The sequence below is a fragment of the Vibrio sp. 99-8-1 genome (assembly GCF_013114595.1).
Taxonomy (GTDB): Bacteria; Pseudomonadota; Gammaproteobacteria; order Enterobacterales; family Vibrionaceae; genus Vibrio.
On record NZ_VTXE01000021.1, the window covers coordinates 13328 to 36153 of the forward strand.

17 protein-coding genes and 1 tRNA gene are annotated in these 22826 nt (G+C 40.8%); 8 read left to right on the forward strand and 10 right to left on the reverse strand.

Features of this window, described 5'->3' with window-relative positions; genetic code table 11:
- Nucleotides 1-18 precede the first annotated feature (18 nt).
- The 5 genes from F0227_RS12985 to F0227_RS13005 all read left to right on the forward strand — a co-directional run bounded on the left by F0227_RS12985 (nt 19) and on the right by F0227_RS13005 (nt 5048).
- Nucleotides 19-1314 (forward strand): L-serine ammonia-lyase, iron-sulfur-dependent, subunit alpha, encoded by a 1296-nt coding sequence (locus tag F0227_RS12985; protein ID WP_171753642.1) that lies wholly within the window; start codon nt 19-21, stop codon nt 1312-1314.
- Between the two features lie 80 nt (nt 1315-1394).
- Nucleotides 1395-1772 (forward strand): RidA family protein, encoded by a 378-nt coding sequence (locus tag F0227_RS12990; protein ID WP_171753643.1) that lies wholly within the window; start codon nt 1395-1397, stop codon nt 1770-1772.
- Nucleotides 1773-2481: 709 nt separating this feature from the next.
- Nucleotides 2482-2628: a hypothetical protein gene (locus F0227_RS12995; protein ID WP_171753644.1), complete on the forward strand. Its 147-nt coding sequence runs from the start codon at nt 2482-2484 to the stop codon at nt 2626-2628.
- A gap of 3 nt (nt 2629-2631) precedes the next feature.
- The gene (locus tag F0227_RS13000) at nt 2632-3573 is read left to right on the forward strand and encodes a DMT family transporter (protein WP_171753645.1); all 942 of its coding nucleotides are present in this window, start codon (nt 2632-2634) and stop codon (nt 3571-3573) included.
- Nucleotides 3574-3587: 14 nt separating this feature from the next.
- On the forward strand, nt 3588-5048 hold the full coding sequence (locus F0227_RS13005) for a sodium:solute symporter family protein (protein WP_171753646.1): 1461 nt from the start codon (nt 3588-3590) through the stop codon (nt 5046-5048).
- Between the two features lie 96 nt (nt 5049-5144).
- Here F0227_RS13005 and F0227_RS13010 read toward each other — a convergent pair whose 3' ends face one another.
- Nucleotides 5145-6065, reverse strand: a complete 921-nt coding sequence (locus tag F0227_RS13010) for an AraC family transcriptional regulator (protein ID WP_171753647.1) — start codon at nt 6063-6065, stop codon at nt 5145-5147.
- A 446-nt stretch (nt 6066-6511) separates the two neighbouring features.
- Between F0227_RS13010 and F0227_RS13015 the strand changes: the two genes are divergently transcribed.
- Both F0227_RS13015 and F0227_RS13020 read left to right on the forward strand, forming a co-directional pair.
- Entirely contained in the window at nt 6512-7744 is a 1233-nt protein-coding gene (locus F0227_RS13015) for a serine/threonine protein kinase (protein ID WP_171753648.1), read from the forward strand.
- Between the two features lie 250 nt (nt 7745-7994).
- Nucleotides 7995-8069, forward strand: a tRNA-Gly gene (locus F0227_RS13020).
- 303 nt (nt 8070-8372) lie between these two features.
- Here the strand turns inward: F0227_RS13020 and F0227_RS13025 are convergent.
- From F0227_RS13025 to F0227_RS13060, 8 genes are all read right to left on the reverse strand, one after another.
- A complete protein-coding gene (locus F0227_RS13025; protein WP_171753649.1) occupies nt 8373-9611 on the reverse strand; it encodes an ABC transporter substrate-binding protein in 1239 nt (412 codons plus the stop codon).
- 1 nt (nt 9612) lies between these two features.
- Complete coding sequence (locus tag F0227_RS13030) at nt 9613-11052, reverse strand: ATP-binding protein (RefSeq protein ID WP_171753650.1); 1440 nt, start codon at nt 11050-11052, stop codon at nt 9613-9615.
- The gene (locus tag F0227_RS13035) at nt 11042-11746 is read right to left on the reverse strand and encodes a response regulator transcription factor (protein ID WP_171753651.1); all 705 of its coding nucleotides are present in this window, start codon (nt 11744-11746) and stop codon (nt 11042-11044) included. The genes F0227_RS13030 and F0227_RS13035 overlap by 11 nt, the downstream gene beginning before the upstream one ends.
- Before the next feature lie 287 nt (nt 11747-12033).
- Entirely contained in the window at nt 12034-13560 is a 1527-nt protein-coding gene (locus F0227_RS13040) for a PTS transporter subunit EIIC (protein ID WP_171753652.1), read from the reverse strand.
- A 333-nt stretch (nt 13561-13893) separates the two neighbouring features.
- Nucleotides 13894-15603: a GGDEF domain-containing protein gene (locus tag F0227_RS13045; protein WP_171753653.1), complete on the reverse strand. Its 1710-nt coding sequence runs from the start codon at nt 15601-15603 to the stop codon at nt 13894-13896.
- 11 nt (nt 15604-15614) lie between these two features.
- The gene (locus F0227_RS13050; protein WP_171753654.1) at nt 15615-17108 is read right to left on the reverse strand and encodes a 5'-nucleotidase C-terminal domain-containing protein; all 1494 of its coding nucleotides are present in this window, start codon (nt 17106-17108) and stop codon (nt 15615-15617) included.
- 327 nt (nt 17109-17435) lie between these two features.
- Entirely contained in the window at nt 17436-19205 is a 1770-nt protein-coding gene (locus F0227_RS13055) for a methyl-accepting chemotaxis protein (protein ID WP_171753655.1), read from the reverse strand.
- 347 nt (nt 19206-19552) lie between these two features.
- Nucleotides 19553-20722 (reverse strand): multidrug effflux MFS transporter, encoded by a 1170-nt coding sequence (locus F0227_RS13060; RefSeq protein WP_171753656.1) that lies wholly within the window; start codon nt 20720-20722, stop codon nt 19553-19555.
- A 111-nt stretch (nt 20723-20833) separates the two neighbouring features.
- Here F0227_RS13060 and F0227_RS13065 point away from each other — a divergent pair, with 111 nt between their 5' ends.
- Complete coding sequence (locus F0227_RS13065) at nt 20834-21331, forward strand: MarR family transcriptional regulator (RefSeq protein ID WP_171753657.1); 498 nt, start codon at nt 20834-20836, stop codon at nt 21329-21331.
- Between the two features lie 99 nt (nt 21332-21430).
- On the opposite strand, the gene F0227_RS13070 is transcribed toward F0227_RS13065, so the two are convergent.
- Complete coding sequence (locus tag F0227_RS13070) at nt 21431-22735, reverse strand: DUF1566 domain-containing protein (RefSeq protein WP_171753658.1); 1305 nt, start codon at nt 22733-22735, stop codon at nt 21431-21433.
- Nucleotides 22736-22826 lie beyond the last annotated feature (91 nt).

Sequence of the window (22826 nt, forward strand, 5' to 3'; positions counted from 1 at the left end):
TATGTCAGGACCGATAATATGAAAACTGAACTATGGAATGACTTTACTAACCTTGTGAAAAAAGAAGTCGCACCTGCTTTAGGATGTACTGAGCCTGTTTCTGTTGCGCTGGCTGCTGCCATTGCAATGGAGCATCTAGATGGCGAACCTAAAAGTATCTCTGCCTTAATTTCTCCAAACTTAATGAAAAATGGCATGGGCGTAGGTGTTCCGGGTACAGGCATGGTCGGTTTACCTATTGCAGCAGCAGTCGGGGCGATTGCCGGTAACTCTAAAGCAGAACTTGAAGTACTAAAAGATATCACCGACGGCGATGTCGCAAAAGCGAAGCAACTGATTGATAGCGATAAGGTAACCGTAGGCGTTGCCGATGTAAGCAATATCATTTACGCCAAAGTAACCATTCATGACGAACAACATTATGCGTCAGTTACCATCGCAGATAGCCATACGCATATCATGTCTATTGAAAAAGACGGAATGACTCTATTTATTGCTGACTCTCCAATAAACGCTAGCAATGAAGATGACCAAGAGAACGCTCATCCCCTAGCCAACGCATTAGCTGAAGACATTTACGACTACGCATTAAATGCACCGCTTGAGCAGATTGAATTTATCGAACAATCATACCGTTTAAACGATGCTCTCTCAGTAGAAGGGTTAACCGGTAACTACGGATTACAGATTGGAGCCACTTTCCAGCGCAATATCGAAAGAGGCTTACTGTCCGAAGGGCTGTTAACTAACGTTCTTTCTCGTACTTCAGCGGCTTCCGATGCCCGCATGGATGGCGCAATGAAGCCAGCCATGAGCAACTCTGGCTCTGGTAACCAAGGAATTGCCGCGACAATGCCTGTCGTAGTGGTGGCTGAACATCTTAAAGTTAGCCGAGAAAAAATGATCCGCGCTTTGATGCTGTCTCACCTAATGGCGATTTACATTAAGAGTCATCAAAACAAGCTCTCTGCTCTTTGTGGCGCAACGACCGCTTCTATGGGTTCTGTTGCCGCTATGACATGGCTATTGGGGGGTGACTTTGAAAAAGTCAGTCATTCTATATGCAGTATGATCGGAGACATCGCTGGCATTATTTGTGACGGAGCAAAAACAAGCTGCTCTATGAAAGTATCCTCTTCGGCGGGAGCCGCTGTAAAATCGGCATTAATGGCGTTGGATAATATTCGTGTGACAGGTAACGAAGGTATCGTCGACAATGATGTAGACAAAACCATTAAGAACTTGTCCGCTCTTGCCAACGGTTCAATGACTCAAACCGATGTACAGATCCTCGACATCATGGTCAATAAATAACGCTCCATAGTAAACCCATTATCCATTGGCCTAGCGATAGAGCTGGGCCTTTTTATTCAAAATAAATAAGAACATAGCATATGAACGAAACTATTTTTAGCAACGACGCACCAGCAGCAGTTGGCCCTTATGTGCAAGCCAAATTAACAGCAAATACTTTATATACCTCAGGTCAATTGCCAATTAACCCAGCAACGGGTCAAATGCCTGAAGATGTTGCCGAGCAAACCAAACAATCTCTTGCCAATGTAGAAGCTATCGTAAAGCAAGCGGGATTAAGCAAAACTGACATCGTTAAAACAACGGTATTTGTTAAAGACCTAAATGATTTTGCAACGGTAAACCAAGTTTACGGTGAGTTTTTTGGTGACAACTGCCCGGCAAGAAGTTGTGTAGAGGTGGCTAGGTTACCTCTTGATGCGAAAGTTGAAATAGAAGTTATTGCTTCTAAATCATAGCTGCCGAGTAAATGTGTATTGATAATTAGGCAGCGACTATCGTTTGATTACGCTCATTTCTCGTATCAGACTCAAGCCTAACAATCATCGTCAAAGTCAGCCATTATGCTGACTTTTTTACTACTCGCTCATAAAGTTATTTATTACTGTTAACTTGTTTACTCTGTTATCTCTAGCTCTCTTCCTCTTCTCTCTTTCCCGAATTTTCTACTGTTTTACTTTATTCTTTTTACTGAAAGCAACATATCACAAACAGATTATCGTCATTTCACGCAGACCGTACGCATCGCCGTGGCTCTATATTTCTGAATAACAGTTGAATTCAGCCATCAAATTATATTTTTAATTATCAAAACTTTAGATATGAATAAAATCAATGAGATAATATAAAACCAGTAATTAATAGGAATATTTATTCGTTATTAACTCACAGTTTATTCAGAATAATGATTAATATTTCTATGTCAGATCACATTTATAATGCAATCCAATATATTTCACTGTTAAATAATAAATTCATTCCAATTCAAATTGATTGAGATCACAAAATACCAAGCCAAACTCTGTTTTATTTGTTTATCGCAGCAATTAGCAACTATATAGCAGGTTTTTGCTAGTTATCTTTTTGCCATTAATTAATGATGAATAAAACAACAAGTAGCTTACGCATACCGCGTAGTCTATCAATTTAATCATTAAAGGATCACTGATGCTAACAGGTTACTGGTCAATCGATGCGTTTATCATTGCTAATGTCCTATTGTGGTTATTAGTCGCTGCTGTTTACTTTCATTACGAAACGACAGATGGCGGGATGCTCGAAGACTCTGCTAAGTATCACGCTCCTAAGGAGTAACAGATGAATACAAAAACGTTGGGCTATACGACTATGATCGTATCAGCAGCCCTAATGGGATGTGTTGGCTTATTTGCACGAAATATTAATACCAGTGGTGACGTTATTGCTTTTACTAGAATGACGGTTGGTGCACTCTGTATTTTGGCTATTATGCTTTACCAAGGGAAATGGGCATTAATTAAACAAACAAAACTATCTCCCGCAGTTATTGCAAGTGGTGCTTGTTTAGGGTTATGTCTAGCGGCTTATGTTTCTTCTACCAAATATACAACGTTAGCAAATGCGGTATTTTTAATTTATACCGGACCAGTATTTTCAACCATATTAGCGGCTATTTTCCTTAAAGAAAAAATAGCCAAATTAACCGCGGGTCTATTAACCGCTGTATTTATTGGTTGTTTGTTTATTATTGGTATCATTAATTATGATCCACAATCTGGCTTAACTGTTTCTTTATCATTTTCTAAAGAGAACTTTATAGGTGATATGTTAGGTTTAGCATCAGGATTAGGTTATGGTTTATACCTATTCTTTAGCCGTTACCGCACTGATGTTGGCTCTGATTCGCGTTCTTTCTTTAACTTCTTATTTGGCGCTCTTGCTATCGCAGTCTTCTTCTTAATGAACCCTCCTTCATTAAGCGAAATGGATACTAGTTCATGGGTTTGGCTAATTTCAATGGGCTTCTTCATCGGATTCGGTGCCCTTTCATTGCTAACGATTGCCGCAAAACACTTGAAAGCTGCTGAACTTGCTTGCGTATCCTATTTGGAAACAGTAGTTGGTGCTGGTATCGGTATTATGATGTTTGGAGAGAGCTTAACAGCATTGCAAACCTTAGGTGGTATATTGGTTATCGGTGGTGGTATGGGTGAAATCGTCTTTACTATGAGTAAAAAAAGAAAGGCAGCACAAAATACTGATGCCCAGTTAGACCATTAATTGAGGACGCTAACATGGATACTGCTCTGAATTGGGGATTACTGATTTTAACTGTTGTCATTATGGTTGGACTGGCGTTATACAGTAACAAGATCATGAAGTCTGACGAAAGTGAGAGTGGGTTCCTTTTGGCTGCCAATTGTTTAGGCCCGTTTACCGGCGCCGCTACTATCGTAGCAACAGGCTTTTCTGGCTGGGGATTTATGGGGTCCCCAGGTGTTGCTTACAAATATGGTGCTATTGAACTGCTGGGGAATTTCTTCTTCGCCCCAGCAATGGTTCTCGCGGTACTATTTTGCGCTCGGTTTTTACATCAAAAAGCGCAAAGTATGGGCAGCTTAACCATTCCCGAATACATCGCAAAAAGTCATAGTGGCCCAGAACATATACAGCGATTAACGCAAGCTTTTGCCGCCATTATTACTGTTCTATTATTGCTGGTATTTTTGGTTGGGCAGGTAAAAGCATTGGGGCTACTTGCAGGCCAATGGCTCGGTATTGATAACACCACTGCATCTTTAATAATGATCGGCATAATCATTCTTTATACGTCTATTGGCGGTCTTGCAGCAGTGGCATTTACTGATACGTTTATGGTACTTGGTATGTGTGTGTCAGCCTTTATTATTGTATTTACCATTTTCAGTGATATGTCCCCCATTGAGCTGTTTGATTCACTGCATGCCATTGACCCACAATTAGTTATGCCAAGTGATTCAGGTCCGTATGGTTCAACAGGTTGGCACGTATTTCTGGTTTTACCGTATGCCTTTATCTATTCCACCACTTTACCTTATATGTCGGTAAGATTTATGGCGCTGGATAAGTCGACCAAACTTCATCATATGGCGGCATACATGACTCCTATCGCATGTTTACTCAGTTTAGTACCTTTGGCTGGGCTTTACATGAGAGTGAAAGTGCCCGGATTGGAACACGCTGACAATGCAATGCCCGTTTTTCTAACGACATTCTTAACTCCAACTGTGTCGGCTGTCATTACTCTGTTCATTCTGTTTGCAATGAAGTCGACCGCAAACTCCGTTCTGCACTCGATTGCCGGATCAGTTTCTCACGATTTGAGACAAGCGATCTGGCCAAAGTGTCAATTAGCGGATACTCACTTGCTGCTGCTAAATAGATCGGCAGTTTGGGGGTTAGGTTTTATGGGGTTTGTCGGTATGCTCTACGCACCACCTTTTATGTTATCGATGCTGGCGATACTTGGCTCAGGAACATTAATGGCAACATTGGTCGCACCGACGTTACTCTCTCGTTATATTAAAGGAAACATTTACGCAGCTTTATTCTCAATGATTGCTGGCTTTGCTAGCGGTGCAATACTCTTCTTATGGTTTGATCTCGGCTGGGTTGAAGCGCCCATTTACTCAACCATAATTTCATCTATTACTTATCTATTGATAGCAAAAGGATTCCAGAGCCAGAATGTAACTCATTATCTCCGGTTACGTTAATCTGGATATAAAAAAGGGAGCAGTGAAAAGAGGCGCTGCTCCCTTTATCTATATTAAGTATATATTCTCTCGCTATTTATTAGGACAAAATATCGGTCAATCAGAAAATTTTTCTATATATTGCCGTTGAACCTGCCCTTCTACTACTAATGAATTATCAATATTTTTTCGCATATCTATATGGTCAGCTCTATATTGCCTTGGTGTAACTCTTAATAGCCCTTTAAATTTAGAGTTAAAATTAGACAGAGACGAAAAACCAACTTCCGCCCCTATTTGCGCAATGCTCCAATCCGTTGTCACTAAATAACGTGCTGCTTGCCTGACTCGCTGTTCAATTAAATATTGACGAAAGGTGGTTCCCATATTTGAATGGAAGAAACGTGAGAAGGTACTTTCGGCCATATGCAGTTGATTAGAAACCATAGAAACCGATAATGGCTCAGCTAAGTTTTCTTCAATAAAGTCTAGTGCAATGTGCAGTCTATCTTCTGCTCTTTTGGTACTATTTATCTCAACACACTCATCAAGCAATTTCTGTTTTGGCTCATTAGAGGCGAGAATATTCAGTAAGTTAAGCAGGTGCAATACTTGAGTGAACTCAAAGGTATTTTCCATCACATTGAGCAACTCACGTACCTGAAAAATCACCTCCCCATCAAACAGCAAACCACTTTTGGATTTTTCCAGCATATCGCGAATTTGATGAAACTGAACACTATCGACAAACGTCTGACCAAGCGCATTCAAACGGAAATGCAACACATTATTTCCTTCACTAAGCTCCTGTTTACTCTCTTTATTTACAGACAAACGAAATGGATTAAAAGGCGCAAGCAGTACCGCTTGATTATCTTTAAGTTGGTACTCTTTACTGGCGAGATGTAAGGTACAACCAACAGTATTAGGTTGGATCAATATGTAATCCGCACCAAAAATCATATGTTTTGATTCTTCTACTTTCTGTAAGTCAAACATATGAAATTCGGGAGTATTCGCAATGATTCGTTGATTCAAATTTACCGCTCCCAAACACAACAACAGCAGACAGTTTTACTCTTCTCCCCTGTGACAACAAGCTTCCTTTTTTGAAACGTGACTAAAATCCGCATTGTCCACAATCTAAAGTACATTATTTTGAACTATGGCATATCTTGGTTAACCGGCTCATAGCCAGTAAAGCTAACAACCTGTGATAATTACATTATCAATGCAGATATCCAGTATTTTTAAACTAAGCAGAAATTCGCTATTCCTAAGCATTAATTAACTATTATAAAAATTTAAAAAGCGCAATATTGATTCCATTGAGCAAACAATAACATCAGCTCATTTATTAAATAAATGAACAATAAATTTAATTTGGTTATTCCAAGTTTATTTATATCGAATTTATATGTAAGTGATTTATATATAACTCAGTTCTTATTTTCCATAACGTTTATACTCTTAGGGAGTTTGTCATGAGTATTTCAAATGATCTATATCCAAATGCATCTCTGCCTCTAGAACGTAAAGATTCTGGCGTTCCAATTGTTCGTCCCGGTTTACATGTTGAATCGTATAACGACTTTGATCCACTAAAGCACGTTATTGTCGGAATTGCTGATAACCAACACATACCAGAAGCATGTCCAGCAAGTAACGAGAAAATTCCTGCGGACTCTCCTATGCGTGGCAGTAAAGCAGGCCGAAGAACTCAAGAGAGTATCGACCGTGCAAACGAATGCTTAAACGGCTTTGCAAAGCAGTTAGAAGATCGCGGTATTGTTGTTGACCGCCCGGGAGCAGTAGACTGGCACGAAAGAATCACAACACCAGATTTTACTATTAGTTCTGGTTTTGGTGTTATGCCTCCTCGCGACTGCTTGCTAACCATGGGTAAAAGCATCTTAATGGCACCAATGAGTTTCAGAAGCCGTTATTTTGAATATTTGGCTTATGTCGATCTACTACGTGAATACTTCGAGTCAGATCCAAACTGCCTGATTGAGCAAGCACCTCGTCCTCGTTTAGCGGATGAAAGTTTCCGTATGGATTATGTTGCTGCTTATGAAACATTATCTGATGAAGAGACAATGGCTCGTTCATTACGTAAAGAGTACTCGACTAAAGAGACTGATATTCTTTTCGATGCAGCTGATGTAATGCGTCTAGGTAAAGATATCTTCGTTCAACACGGCTTAACCACTAACTTGGCAGGTATTCGCTGGATCAAGCGTAAATATGAGCCTCAAGGTTTCCGTATCCATACGCTAAGCTTTGAAGACAACCATCCGATTCACATCGATGCGACCTTCTGCCCACTTCGCCCAGGCTTGATGCTGCTTAACCCTCACCGTCCTCTATTTAAAGGACAACGTGAAATATTTGAGAAGAATGGTTGGGAAATTGTTGAAGCTGTTAGCCCTGCATGGGACAACCCACCACCACTATGTTATTCAAGTACTTGGTTATCAATGAATACCTTGATTCTTGACCATAAAACTGTGTGTGTTGAAGCATCTGAAACTGGCCAAATGGAACAATTTGACCAACTTGGCTTTAACGTTATCCCTGTTGATTTACGTGACGCTTATGCCTTCGGTGGCGGCTTGCACTGTGCAACAGCGGATGTATGGCGTGAAGGTAAGTGTGAAGATTACTTCGCAAACCAATTTACTGGTGCTCATAGTATTGAGCATTGGGAATACTAATCAAACTCGTTATCTGATTCTATCCAAAGGGACAGCATAAAAGCTGTCCCTTTTTTCACGTCTGCAAGGTTAAACAAGATGAACTTGCCAATCACGTCCCGACGTTTAACAAGCAACCAGCCGTTATCTGCATGGAATTTAAACGCTTTGATTAAATTACCGCCAAACAGTTGAGTTTTATCGCTTTTGCTAAAATTAGCGCTTCCATTTCACAAATAGTATGGCATTATACCTTCCGTCAACACGATGTGCGTGCATCGTATAATGGCTATTACCTCAGCCTTCCAAGCTGATGATGCGGGTTCGATTCCCGCTGCACGCTCCAAGTTTTCCTCCTAGTTTAAACCTCCCAAGTAAAGCCCCGTATTATCTACTATAAAAATGCCTGATAGTGTAAAACTAGTATTATTACCTCTAAAAAGCACAGTTAATAAATGGCAAGAAGTTCAACGGTAGATACTTCAAAATCAAGATAAGCACAATGGAACAAAATGCGATTAAAAATTACTGTCTCGTTACCCCACTAGCACCACCACACTTAAAATGTGGATGTGTTTACATATAAAATATCGTGTTAACACCAATTACCACCACTGTATTTCACTAACTAAAAATGTTCAGTAGCATCCTAACCAGAATGGCTGCCAGCGATAGCAATAAGCCTAGAAATCAATTGCTCCGGTTGCTTTGTTGGGTCATTAAAAAACTGATACAACTCATTAATAATGGCATTCTGTACTACAGGAGCCACCGCCATGGAATCTGTCATACTTGGGAGCAACCGATTGTTCTCTTCTGCATTATCAAAATCTCGCCTTGATTGCTGAGAACATCTATTAAAGCTGGAAAGAGAAACATCGGCCCGGGCAGGAATTGAACCTTTCTTCTTACTAAACTCTTCCTGAAATGTTTTAGCGGACAACAATTTAGCCATTCTGTCTGAATCTGCTTTAAGCGAACCCGCGTTGTGATTAAAAATAACAAAGCTATCCATATTGTAGATATATGTCCCCGAAGTCTGTGGTGAGACATAACAAGCGATATGATCTGGAATAGAAATTTTTTCAGTATTCAACTCACCAATAACCCAGTCCCCTAATACCTGAAAAACAGCTTGGTCATTTAAAAGTTCGTGAGTCGCTTCATCCCACGTTTGCTTTTTTAAACTGTTTTTACTGATATCACCAATCTGGCGAAAAACTGATAAAACTTCGGTTGTCGTTGAACTATTCAATACGTCTGGGGAAAGATCTACTAGCGCTTTTTGATAGTAGTCTGGGCCACCTAAACCTAGCGCTATATTCTCAAAAAGCATGGAAATCTGCCAAGGAGCATTGCCCAAAGCAAGCGGTTTAATGCCTTTGGTATTAAGCACCTTAGACACACTTATGAATTCATTCCAAGTGGTGGGCACGTCTAGTCCTGCTTCTTTCAACAATTTCATATTTACCCAAAGCCAGTTTACTCGGTGTACAGTAACTGGAATCGCTACGTAACCACCATTGTACTTATTAATTCGCTGAATTGCTGGTAGCATAAGTTCATCCCACTTCTCCTTCTGAGCTATTTCATCAAGTGACGTGAGAAAGCCAATTTTTGCCCAAGATTTAATTGCTGGCCCCTCAATTTGAGCCATGGTCGGTGGGTTACCTGCAATAGCACGCGCCTGCAATACCGCCATTGCGGTGTCTCCGCCTCCACCTCTAATGGCGGTACTTTTCCAATCATCACCTAGTACCTTGACCGCGTCCTTCATAACATCCAACGCAGCCATCTCACCATCTGATGTCCACCAGTGAAGAAATTCAACTTCTTTAGCGTAAACTTGATTACTTAACAACATTATGAAAAATAATATTTTTTTCATTTTAATCTCTACTTAGAACAAGTCTTACTGCGAACGGCTGCTCTTCAGTGCGGGAGTGAAGAGTGACCTCTCCTCCATGTGCTCGAGCAATACTTCGTGCAATAGTTAAACCGAGGCCACTGCCTTCCTGATTGTTAGACGATACTCTGTAATATGGCTCAAATACCTTTGCCAATAATTTTTTATCAATTCCGGGTCCTTGGTCGATAAAGATCATAATGACCTGACTCGGGGAGTCCTCTACTTCTATTGCGACTTCTTTACCGTACTTTACTCCGTTATCAACAAGATTCTGGATACAACGTTTTATAGCCAGAGGTTTACCGTAATAGGGTTTAATTTGATATCCATTTATAGTGACGTTTTTTGCATAACGGTTATAAAGCTCGGTACTCATATTAAGAATATCATTGAGATCTATCGACTCTATATCCTCATGAATATCGGTTTCTCGTATACATTGCAGAGCCCCCTTAACCATTAGATCTACTTCGTTAAGCAGCTTCTCGAATCTGGCTCGGGTTACATCGTCTTCCAACATTTCTGTCCTTAATTTCAGACAGGCAAGTGGGGTTTTAAGATCATGGGATATCGCCCCAAACAGCATTTCACGTTCACGAAGGTGAGACTTCACTCTCCGATTCATTTTGTTAAAAGCGTGAACAGCGGCTTTAAGCTCTGAGCTACCCTCCTCTTTCACTTCAGGGACACTCAATTTACTTCCCATTAAAGTAGCCGCCTTAGCCAAGTTCCTGATGGGCCTGATTTCCGAGCGAATGACTAGCCAAGTAAACACCAACAACATCAATGCAGACAAGATCATAAAAAAGATCTGTTTGCTGTCCATAAATGAACTTTCCAAACTCACATAAGGCGCAGGGAGTACGGCCGCTAAGTAAAACCATTCCTGAGGGGATACCTCTATCTGAATCACTAGAATTGGAGGGTTTATATCACCAAAAGAGAGACTGTAATGCGCCCACAACAGGGGTAAATCATCAATATTTATGCCCGAACTAAAAACCTTAAGCTCTTCTCGGGTAGTAAACTCAACAGTAATATTATTTTCGTTACCAAGCTCTTGTTCTAATACTTTTCTCACTTCATTTAGAACAAGTTGTTTTCGAGCAGAATCAGGAATCGGAGTGACATTAAGTTCACGACTGTTAAGAGAAACAAAGAAACGTGTTCCTCCCATATTCCTCAGTTGATTTAACACAAGGTGACGATACTCAAGCGGAAGAGAACTGAAAAATGAGATAGTTGAAGAGGCACTGAGAACGAGACTGCTCACTGTACTCTTTAAACCCTGTTGCTCTTTTTGTGCGCTTTGCTGAAACCAAATTAAACCCGCTAGTAACTGAGCAACCAATATCACCATAAGCAGCATTAAACTCGTACGAGCAACAAGGGATTGGGGGAATATTCTTTTAAGACTCATACAGGGCTTCTACCGCTAACATATAACCTTTATTACGAATGGTAATTATAAGTTCACGGTATCTGTCATCTAGATGGTTACGTAACCGACTGATCTGTACATCAATTCCTCTCTCAAGAGGTTCTGCATCTCTACCCCAGATCGCCTGAGCTATTTCGTCTCGAGAAAGAATAGCATTCGGTTGGCGTAAAAAAAGGGTAAGTAATGAAAAGTCTGCCCCCGATAGTTGCCTAGGAGATTTTTCTTCATGTAGTAACTGACGCGTAATGGTATCTAGTGTCCAGCCAGCAAAAGTAATCTTACGGGCAAACGGTACATCAGTATTGTGACTTGCCCTTCGTAGTATTGCTTTTACTCGTGCAAGGAGCTCTCTTGGGCTAAATGATTTTGTTATATAGTCATCAGCCCCCATCTCTAAGCCAGCCACTCTGTCAGACTCTTCAGTTACCGCTGTTAGCATGATAACAGGCACATTAGAACGACGGCGAATCTGTGCACATAAGGTAAAACCATCATCTCCGGGCATCATTATATCAAGTATAATTAAATTCGGTTCGTTGGTTTCTAATTGCTTCCACATCTCTTCGCCATCAGCAGCAGTTATGACCTTAAACCCTGCGCGACCAAAGTAATCACTAAGAGCATCTCTAAGCTCCTCATTGTCATCAACAACTAAAATGGTTTTTGGAACCATTCGCGAATATCCTTTTATATCTGAAGTTTTAGCCATAGCGGGTTTATACGGTTATCTTCCCGCATTGTTACTATGCCGACATTCAACTTGAACTACTATGACCTACCTCTTTATTCATCACACTTTACTCTAATTTTTGTAAGCATCTGCTTACAATTTTCCGAAATAGTTAAAAAGAACGTAATAAGTTTTGTTGATTTTTTTAAATAGTAAAGCAGAGAAAGCCACGCGAATTGCGTAGCTTTATTGAAATCAATTTTCATAATGAATATTAATTTGTGGATTTACTATCCACGATTAATACACGCTTCTATAAACTGAGCCTTGTCACCAAATACAATTTGTATACCATTTGACCCGACCTTAATAACACCCATTGCACCAATATCTTCAAGTCCTTTTTCGTTAATTAAAGATGTATCTTTAACTTCTAAGCGAAGACGCGTAATGCATGATGCAACAGAAGTCAGGTTTTCTCGACCTCCGACAAAGTCCAAAGTCAACTTAGTCATCTGTTCTGTACTCAGTGAAATCTCTTCTTTTAATTCTTCTGTTCGTCCCGGTGTTTGTACATCGAATTTGCGAATAACGAAACGAAATACAAAGTAGTATAAAACCGCCATCGGTACGCCAACAAATACAGCTGCAAGATAGTTTGTATCGAATCCGTTCAATGAAGGAATAATACCTAAAGTAATATAGTCAATAAAACCTGCCGAGAATGATTTCGCTAAGTGAGCATCCAATAGATACATCAACATATATGAAAAGCCAGTACTTACAGCATTAAAGATATAAAGTAACGGAGACACAAAAATAAATGTAAATTCTACTGGCTCAGTAATACCGGTAATAAAGCAGGTTAGGGCTGCAGAAAACAGAATACCGGCAGCGTATTTTCGGTTGTTAGTTTTAGCTTCGTGATACATAGCGAGACAAGCAGCAGGAAGAGCAAAAAGCATTAAAGGAAATTCGCCCTGCATGAATTTACCAGCACCCTGATAGGTAGCAGAATCAAAACTCTTAACACCTTCAGCTAACATCTTAAACCAAATAGTCTGGTCACCATTTACCACGGTTCCTGCCTGACTGGTGTATTCACCAAATGAGAACCAGAAAGACGGATACCAGATATGGTGAAGCCCTAAAGGAATCAACGCTCTCTCAGTAAAACCAAAAATGAAGGTAGAAAGTGCCTGATTATCACCATTTACCACTGCAGATAAACCATCAATACCAGCTTGAACGTACATCCAGATACTTGGCAAAATTAAACCGAGAAGGAATGCAGCGACAGCTGTCACAATCGGCACAAATCGTTTTCCGGAGAAGAATCCCAGAAACGCAGGGAGCTGAATATCATGGAAGCGGTTGTACATCGAAGCGGCAAGAATACCAGCGATTAAGCCGCCAAATACGCCCATCTGCAAACTGGGTATGCCCAGTACCATAGCGTAGGCTCCTCCACTAAGGGCCATTTCTTGGGTCACTCCTGCGTGTACTCCTATGGTCATATTCATAACCAACATGGCCACAACGGCAGCAAGCCCTGCAATACCAGACTCTTTAGTTAAACCTACCGCGGCACCAACAGCGAACAATAGGGGTAGATTTCCGAAAATAACGTCACCGGCCCCAACCATAAGGGGAATACCAAACTTGTCACCAAAGGCCAGTAAAAGACCTGCCGCAGGCAGTATAGAGATAGGGAGCATCAAGGCCCGACCGACAGTAGATAACTTGGTAATGCTTTGTTTCAGCAGGGCAAATATTGACCTATTCTGAGTGGGTAATGTCTTAGCGTCTGTAGACATGCGAACACCTCGTAGCTTAATAGTTAGAATTTCTATACCCGATGAATCAGGTATTTCCTTAATAAAGCTACAGAGATTTATGTTGTTAAAGGTTAATTATTGTAGGCGTTTTGTAAGTAAAATTTTACATTATGATCTGGGACTCTGGACATTGATTTTGTATTTCTCGTCGCATTTTCCGCTAGGAACATTTTGCCCCGTTCCCTAGGATGCTTGCTTCTAAAAGAGCAGTCCAACCATTGTTATTTTTCCGGTCAGGAGAGGCTCCGGCACTGACAAGCCTATCAACAACTTTACCCGCCCCTGATAGCTAGCGTAAACGACACATAGGCTTCATTCATCTTCCATTTTATTACAGGCTTGCCGGTAACACACTTGATTTCGTCCCTGCTCTTTAGCCTGATAGAGGGCTCTATCGGCTTCTTTCAATAGATCGCCAAAACAATTATTCCCTCGGCTGCATACTGATACCCCAATGCTAACGGTGCAGTGGATGCTATTTCCTTCATCCTCAAAACTATATTCGTCCACTGCGCATCTTATTCGTTCTGCGAGTAACAGTGACTCCTGCCGATCCGTTTCGGGTAATAGCACTGCAAACTCTTCTCCTCCGAGACGAGCTACCGTATCAACTTCTCTTAACTCCTTAGTTAGCAAAACCGCGATCTGTTTCAAAACGACATCTCCTGAAAAATGACCGTAGGTGTCATTAATTTTCTTGAAAAAATCGATGTCTAACATTAGTAAACTCAAATTATTCTGATAGCGCGTACAACGCGCAACTTCACTTTTCATTACTTCCATAAAGTGACGACGGTTACTTAAGCCGGTAAGGGAATCCTTCATTGCCACTTCATTTAATGCGGCCTCTCTCTTAATAACCTCTTTCTCGTAATAAATAAAACTCTTGGTCATATCTGTTAGTTCATCATTACGCGTCTCAGTGATATTCGCTTCTCGGCCAGCTATACGTTCCAAAATCGCTGAGTTCAGGTTTACTAAACGCAATACAAGGTTATGGTGAAAGTAATAGATGACCCAAGCGATCGAACAGAGCAGTATAAAATAGAGAATAACTAGTACCGAGGTCATCTTTTCAACATTGCTGTTCAGATGACTTGTCGTGTTTGCCGCATCGTCAATGAGTTCATTAAAGAGTGTCGTTTGTGTCGCCTTGAAATCACTCACTACTTTTTTGGCAAAGTTGGCTCTGCTGGCGCTTTCGATTGCTACCTTTACTCTTGAATGCATTAAGGCAATCAATCCATCTATGCCTAATAGTTCATCGTTAACTCTTTTCTCCAGCAATAAAATCTCGTCTTTGTAAAGCAACGGCACCTTGCCGGACGACTCCTTTAATTTTTCAGCGTCATTTTTAAGTGTCGATTCAATGCGCTTTAATTTATACAGTGTGGTTAAAGTACTAGACTCACCTGCCAAACTCAGCATATGAACCGAAGTGTTCACCCACTCAGTAATTGCGTTTCTATCTGCTTCAGTAATTTGATGTGAGTTTGAATCATTTTTAAAAGTAACCACATCTTTCATCAGTTCAAATAAACTCAGTACCTTAATTTTACTTTGTTCATTTATTTTTATTTTTCTGGCAATAAGCTGGTTTAAGTCTGCTAATACACGTTCTAATATGATCAATTCATTATTCAGCTCTTCAAATACAGTAACCTCATTTGAAAACTTAGTCCGAATATCAATACTATTCTGCTGAATGCGCTTATAAGCTATACGTCGCGATGATTCTGAACTCGCTGCTGCTAAACGCTCAGTCTCGATCAGTAAATTATCAAACTTACTTGCGTTGGATGCATCGAGTACAATCTGTGGAATGGTCTCTTTAACCAGAAGATTAAGCGCTCCGTTAAAGCTGTACAAACCCGCTAAAGTCAAACCAGAAATGATAATTAGAGACAGAGTAATGACAGACAAGCTAATTCTAACTGTACGAGAAACACTCGTTCGGGCTATTTTGCCTTCAACCCCCGGGTATTTCAGCCTTAACTTATTCTTTTTCTTGTTTAGAAACATCTATCGCCTCATTAGGTACTGCAAATTTGACTGATTCTACCTTCAACTTTCGGGCTCACTTCGCCTCTTTCACTAATATAAGCCCTGACAAGTTCCCACATAATCAAGCTTACTTTTTTATTGTTTAACGGCTGCTTGTCTTTAAACATAACAAAACCATCTCCGCCTCTGGCTAAATATTCTGAAGTCGCGATAGTGTATTGTTTATCAAGTGCTATTGGCTGGCCGCCGATAGTCACCGAGCCGACACGCTGCCCTACCGCAGAATCCGGACACCAGCTGAACTTCATGCCGGATACTTGCAAAAACCTCCCCTTAACCTGTTCAACTAAACTTAATCCATTTTCTAAAGCAGCAAGGATATCCTGTCCGCTAGCCTGAAACAGAACACTAGGAGGATCAAAAGGCAGCTCACTTTGAATATCTTTGCGGGTTAACTCTGCCCCTGCTGCATACTCTTTGTTCCCTCTGATCGAACCACCGTTAACAAGCGCTATATCGGCGTTATAATATTCACGAAGCGCATCTGCTACCAAATTACCAAAGGCGACTTCTTCTGATCGTACTTTTTCTCGTCTGGACGTAATCTTAGAGGTCACTTTACCTACTGGCGTGTTCATTATTCCGTCCAAAGCAGACAAGTAATAGTTAATCTTATTTGAAAACTCTGGGTCGGGTTCGAAGTTGTTGAGAGAGATAAGTTCTGCACCAAATTCAGCTCTCTTGCGGTTATCGAACTTCACTTTTATCAAGGCCGCTTTCCCATCTTCTGTCCCCTGATTGACAAGCAAGCCATTACCTACAGGCAAAACACTATCTTCATGAGAATTTGAGTAAAGCAGCATATCAACCAACTCTTTCTCAATAAGATTTTTAAGTTGATCTTCTTCGTTACTGGCCATCAAAATAACCAAATCTGCCCCTTGTTCACGTAAAGAACGCGCTTTGTCCTCTATAAGGTCAAGACTAGGGTCAACCGAGATTCGGTCAGGTGGGTAGTTCTCTATAACCAAAGGGTCTAAGATACTAAAAACGCAGGTTTTTATATCTTGCAGCTCAAAGCACATACTCTCCTCTGTGCTTTCAAATCGCCCTCCGGTTAGCGGATCGGTGATATTAATATTAATATAGGGAAATGCGGATTCCTGAATACGTAGTGACAGCTCATCCTCTTTAAATGCAAACTCTCTTTCATTGATAGCGACCGCATCGGGTTCCATCATGTTAAGCAGATCGATCATATGAGTTCCTCTGTCAAAAGAGGACATAAGGCTACCTGCCAAAAAGTCTCCGCCATGCAGAAAGAGCGTATTTTTGTTTGCCTGACGAGTTGCTTTAACTAATGATTGTAAATTTGCCAGCCCGCCAACTTTGCTTTCTCTGGAATCAACTTCAACGGTTTTCGAAACATAGATAATATTCAATTCAGTTTCTGCAATCGTCTTAAAAGAGAACATGAACCCAATGAAAATACCCACTATAATATGCAACAAAGTTTTATTCATGACTCACCTAATTTGTAAACTATCGTCACAGACAATCAATAAGATAATTAACTTATTTTAAAGTTATAATATTAATCATTAGGCTAGAAATCGAAAAGTTTCAATTTTGTTCACGATGGTTATCGCCAAATAAATTTCATTTAAAGCTCAAAGTCTCACCTGACACTCGTCCACTCACAAACATTTAAATTAAGTTACTTAGTTAAATTACTTAACTAAATAAGATATGAATAACTTCATTTCTATACTCTTCAGATAAAAATATAGCGGCCAGTTGGCCGCTAATTACTTGGGTATACTGAGTGTTAAATCAGACTGGAAGTTTAGTTACGCTTTGTTCACCTGAAACTCCGCGACCGCGCTATCCATCTCTATGGCCTGACTGGATACAGAATCTACTTCAGCTAAGCAGTGCTGAGCTGACAAGGTATTGCTATCTGAAATTTTGTTCAGGTCGCCAATGGATGAACTGACCTGATTCATCACCGCGCCCTGCTCTTCGATAGCAGAAGCAATTCTTTCTGAGTTAGCCTGTATATCATCCATATCAGTAATTATCTGACCTAAGCTTTCGTCCAGAGCGATAGAAGCAGAAAGGGTTTGCTGACCTTGCTCGTTACATTCTCCAATACTCGCAACAACCGACGACATCTGGCTCTGAATAGCAGAAACAACCCGGTTAATTTCTTCTGTTGACTGGTTAGTCCGGCTTGCTAATGTTCTTACTTCATCCGCAACCACAGCAAACCCACGCCCCTGTTCACCCGCACGGGCAGCCTCAATAGCGGCATTCAATGCCAGCAAGTTTGTCTGTTCTGCAATTTCCTGAATGATATTGACTGCACCGCCAATCTTTTCTACCTGCTCATTTAAAGACGAGATAGAGTGCTGACTTTCACCTAAAGTACTGGAAAGCTGGTTGATATTGCTAACGGTGGATTCAACCACATGGCGTCCGTCTTTTGCATTCTGAGACGCCTGATGGACACCTTCCACAGCAACAGATGTGCTCTCTGAAATCTCATTAATAGTTTCAACCATCTCCTGAACCGATGTTGCCATGGTACTGGTATGGTCCGCCTGCACACTAAACTGCTCAACAACCGACTGAAGCTCGTCATGCATACTCTGCGTGCTTTGGGTGAGATGCTCAGATTTAGTCTGCGTGCCTGCAATCAATATTTCTAACTTGTCGAGTAACTTATTGAAATAAACACCGATAGAAACCAACTCATTTTTGCCTGTCAGGTTAACCCGCTTACTCACATCATTGGTTCTGGCAATTTCCTGAATTACGGAAAGAAGCTGAGACATCTGCAGGTTAACTGAGCGGGAAACCCAGTAAACGCTCAGAATAATAATGATCACTAAGCTGCTGGTAGCAACTTGCTCGACCAACTGCAGTGATGTTTGGTTCGATTTAACCTCCGCGCTTAATGCCGACGAAAAGGACTTGAAGGACTCTTCCACCACATGAGAATATTCACGTGTCTGCCCCAAATAACCTTCTTTATAGCTAACACCAATCATCGCTTTTTGCTTAACTAAGTTTTCTGCTGCCACTGCCAGTGCAGTACTGTTCTGTCCTGCCAAAAGAGAGCGTTGTAACACACCTTGTCGGACATTTTTATCGAACTCGAACAGTTTAATAAGCTGATCGCTATTTAAGCTGGACTGATAGCTTGTAAATGCAGAACTATAAGCACCAAGTAAGCTTTGATCATCCTTAAGTCCATGTGTTTCAAAAGCAGAAACTAAAGTCTGAAAACCTTTCTGATAATCCAGGATGCCTGTACGAATTTTCTGACTGGACGGTAGCGAGTTTTCATCAAGGATAGTGGCGAGTTCACCTTCCGTAGCAAGGAAAGTTGCCATATTACTTTCAAATTTATCCAGATATTTTAAATCTTTGCGCAGCAAGAAGTCTTTTTCATTGCGCCGTAGGTTCAGCAATTTGACTTCCAGATCCGAGACTAAACTAGTCGCTGTCTGAAGCTGAGTTGCCGTATTGGCAAACAGGGTTGCAGCGGTGACAAGAGACAAAATTCCCAAAACGGAGACAGCGCCTAAAAAATAAATTTTCTGTTTTATATTCATATAACTACCCTATCAATCTAAATCCATTTACTCACCAGGAATTTGCCGAATTTTATTGTATTAGAGCCAATAAATATCAAACAAATAAATATCTATGCTCCATGCATTCTATAGAAAAATGACTTAATCTCTAGCATAACTTTAAGAAAGCAAATTAGATATCAGATTTAGGGAATGTGCCGGTTTAAGGCATTATTGAGTTCAGAGTCGCAAGGATCAATACGCCCCCCCCACTCCTGATGAAGTGGGTTCGATTATCACTGCCGCGCATATAAGGGACCTATCTCTATATCCGCTTATTTAAACCAATAAACGTTCGAAATATGAAGGTAATCCTGTTACCAAATCTAGCTAAAGGCGAGCTTCCTGTCTTCTTTTGGCAATAAGATATTTGCAGTGATAACTAACACCGCCATAACCGAAACCACTGGCCAAAGAGTGCCGTTATATATTTGAGTTGTTATCCCCCCCATCAAAGCACCTGCTGTAAACTGTCCTGCCCCCAATAGTGCTGACGCAGAACCTGTATTTTCTTGAAACTGACTCATATATAACGCGTTCGCATTGGGCATAATAGCTCCAAGCATACCTACTGCCCCCATGATACCTAATACAAACATATACAGATGCGCATCTACAGCAGTAAAACAAACCAACAGTAGAACAAAAATGGCTTGAATCAGAATTGCACCTCTAAGCAACTGATGTGCCGATTGATAGCTCAACAGTTTCGAGTTACTTCTGTTTATAAGCATATTCATTAAGGTATTTGCTGCAAACATCAATCCAAATACCTGCTCACCTAGGCCAAATTTAACTTGATAAATAAAAGATGCGTTGGTTATAAAAACCATCATTACGCCATATCCGCAGGCCTGTACGACGAGATAACGCATGGCAGTTGTGTTTTGCATAACAATCATATATCGCTTGTATGCTGAGATTTTTTCCCGTTCAACAGGAGCTGGGTATTTAGACATAGAAAGTGTCACCAGTGTGGCAACAATCAGCGCATAAGCCGCCGTGAAATAAAAGATATTTTGCCATTGTCCCGTTAATAGAATTAACGCACCAATACTTGGGGCAATAGCAGGAGCAAGCACCATTATTAAGCCAATTAAACCAAACAGTTTGGCGGCTTCGTTTCCCTGTCCTCTCATTCTGACCAGTGGTGCAATACATACGCTTGCGAACCCTCCTCCCACCGCTTGAAATATACGGGAAATTTGAATTACATGGAGATTACTGGCGGACGCGATAACCAATGAACACAGTGCATACAATACCAGCCCACCAATAATTATCGTACGCTTGTCAAAACGATCCGCAAATGGACCACCAATCAATTGTCCAATCGCCATCCCAAAAATATAAAAACTAACCGTAGTGGCAACCGAATCAATACCAACACCTAAGTATTCGGCCATTGATGGAATACCTGGTAGGTAAGCATCAACCGCAAACGGACCTGCAGCCATAATTAATGCCATCATAACGACGAAATGCCCTTTAGACATATATCCCCACTTACTAATAATATTATCTTGCTAGGAAGATATAATAAATTGAACATATCTTTCTAGCAAGGTATATTTGGCAACCATAGACATACTTAATAAGTGAAAAACATGATAGAGAAGTTTGAAACTTTCCTCTCCTTAATGGAGGAGAACTGGCCGGAAGCCTACGAGGACATGATGCCCTCACTGCCACTGATTGACAAAATTCACTCAATAAATGAATCACTACGTAGCAAAGTGATGGCAGAATATGGGCTACAAACTTCAGATTTCGGGCTACTTACTGCGTTAAGACGAACGCCCGCCCCTCACTTACTAATGCCAACACAGATAATGGATTATATGTTGATCAGCTCCGGAGGTTTAACAAAAGCACTCTATCGGTTAGAGGAAAAAGAGTTAATATCCAGAAGCCCCTCTTCAGACGATGGCAGAATAAAGCTTGTTCAGCTTACTGAGAAAGGGAAAGAGATAATTGAAGAGATTGTCATAAAAGCTCAACAAAGCCACAGACTTATGAAAGCGGATTTTTCCGTACAGGAAGCAAAACAGCTTGATAGGCTATTAACAAAGCTGCTTACTACTGTGGAAGCTCATAAGGAGTAATCAAATTTTTTGATCGTATAGCAGCCCCGAGTAGTTGCAAGCTAACAACCAAGCTTAAAATCCACCCCATTTATGGAGTGGATTTCAATACTTCGATAACTACTTAACTGAACGAACTAACAAAGAATAATTTTTCGTCATAACTAGATCCGTGGCATTTTCAGATGCCATGTCATAGTCTGAAGGTGTTCCAGATTTTGGATCACTCCTTTGAGCTCCAGCACCGTGCCAGTCAAAGAACGCCGTAGCAGAAGAGTTTTTTCTACTAAATGCCTTACTAAACGAGATATACGTTGCCGTATACTTGAAGTCACCTTGGGTTGTACTGCTCCAAACCCAACTAGGATCGTCAATGGAGTTATCTCCTGACAAAGTAATGAATCGGGTATCGATTGCAGGCCATGTCCCCTCTTCTCCACCATATTTTACAATACTCTGTAGCTCCTTAATATTGGGTAGGCGCCAGTCAGAATAACCCGCTAACTCAGAACTTTCGGCATAGGCTAAGCTATCTTGCCAGCTTCTGCGAACACCATCATCTGCACTTTGCCACATAAGTCCGGTTGCTTGGTCCGTTACTGTACCGTCTCCATTTGCTAAAAAGTTATTTACGCCATAGACATTTTCTTCACCTCGAACGCACCTTACGAAGTTGCCCGGAGCATGAATAGTTTCGTTAGTTGTGCCGAATTCATAACCTGTCTCGTATCCTTTGATATGACCGTCTGCAAAATTAAACCCAAAAGCAGCTTCTACATTCTCAGTATTATGCACTGGCCCTAGCGTATATTTGGTGATAGACCAATACTGACCGATATACGCCATTCTTTTGTCATATTGAAAATCAAAATATTCAGTATCAATATAAGGTGTGTTTGCACTTTCATTGCGCGGGTCAACAATTTCACCCCTAAAGTCAGCAATAGAGTAAAGCTCTTTTATAGTAGGGAGTCGCCAGTCACTATAGTTAGCCGTCGTTAAGTTTTCACAATAGCTTATGGCATTGTCATAGGAGTAGTGTTTGTAATCAGGTGTTTTCTGCCACATCATTCCTGTATTGTTGTCGGTCACTGTTTTATCTTCATTGTCAGTGAAAGAAGGCTGCACTCCATTATATTGAGCATCTTGTCCATACAGTTCCTCTCCTATTGCAGGACAAGTAATTCCACTACCATCATTTGCAAAGCAAGACTCCTGTCGCGTATCAACAACGACAAAGTCCACTTTTGGAGTCTCTAACGTGATATCACTAGCGGTGTTTTCTGCATTAGTTTTCGACGCACTGTCACTACACCCTGATAATGCTGCTACAACGAGAGACAGTACGGTGAGTACAAATTTTCGGTTAGTTTTACTCTGTCGCATAAGCTCTGTATGGCGAGCCGAAAACGGATTGATTTTCATCTAGGTAACCTTTTCGAGTTGTTTGGTTTGGTTCAAGCGTATAATCTAAAGGTATAACTAGTACAAATCGTCCAATTGGCGCTACTTGTAC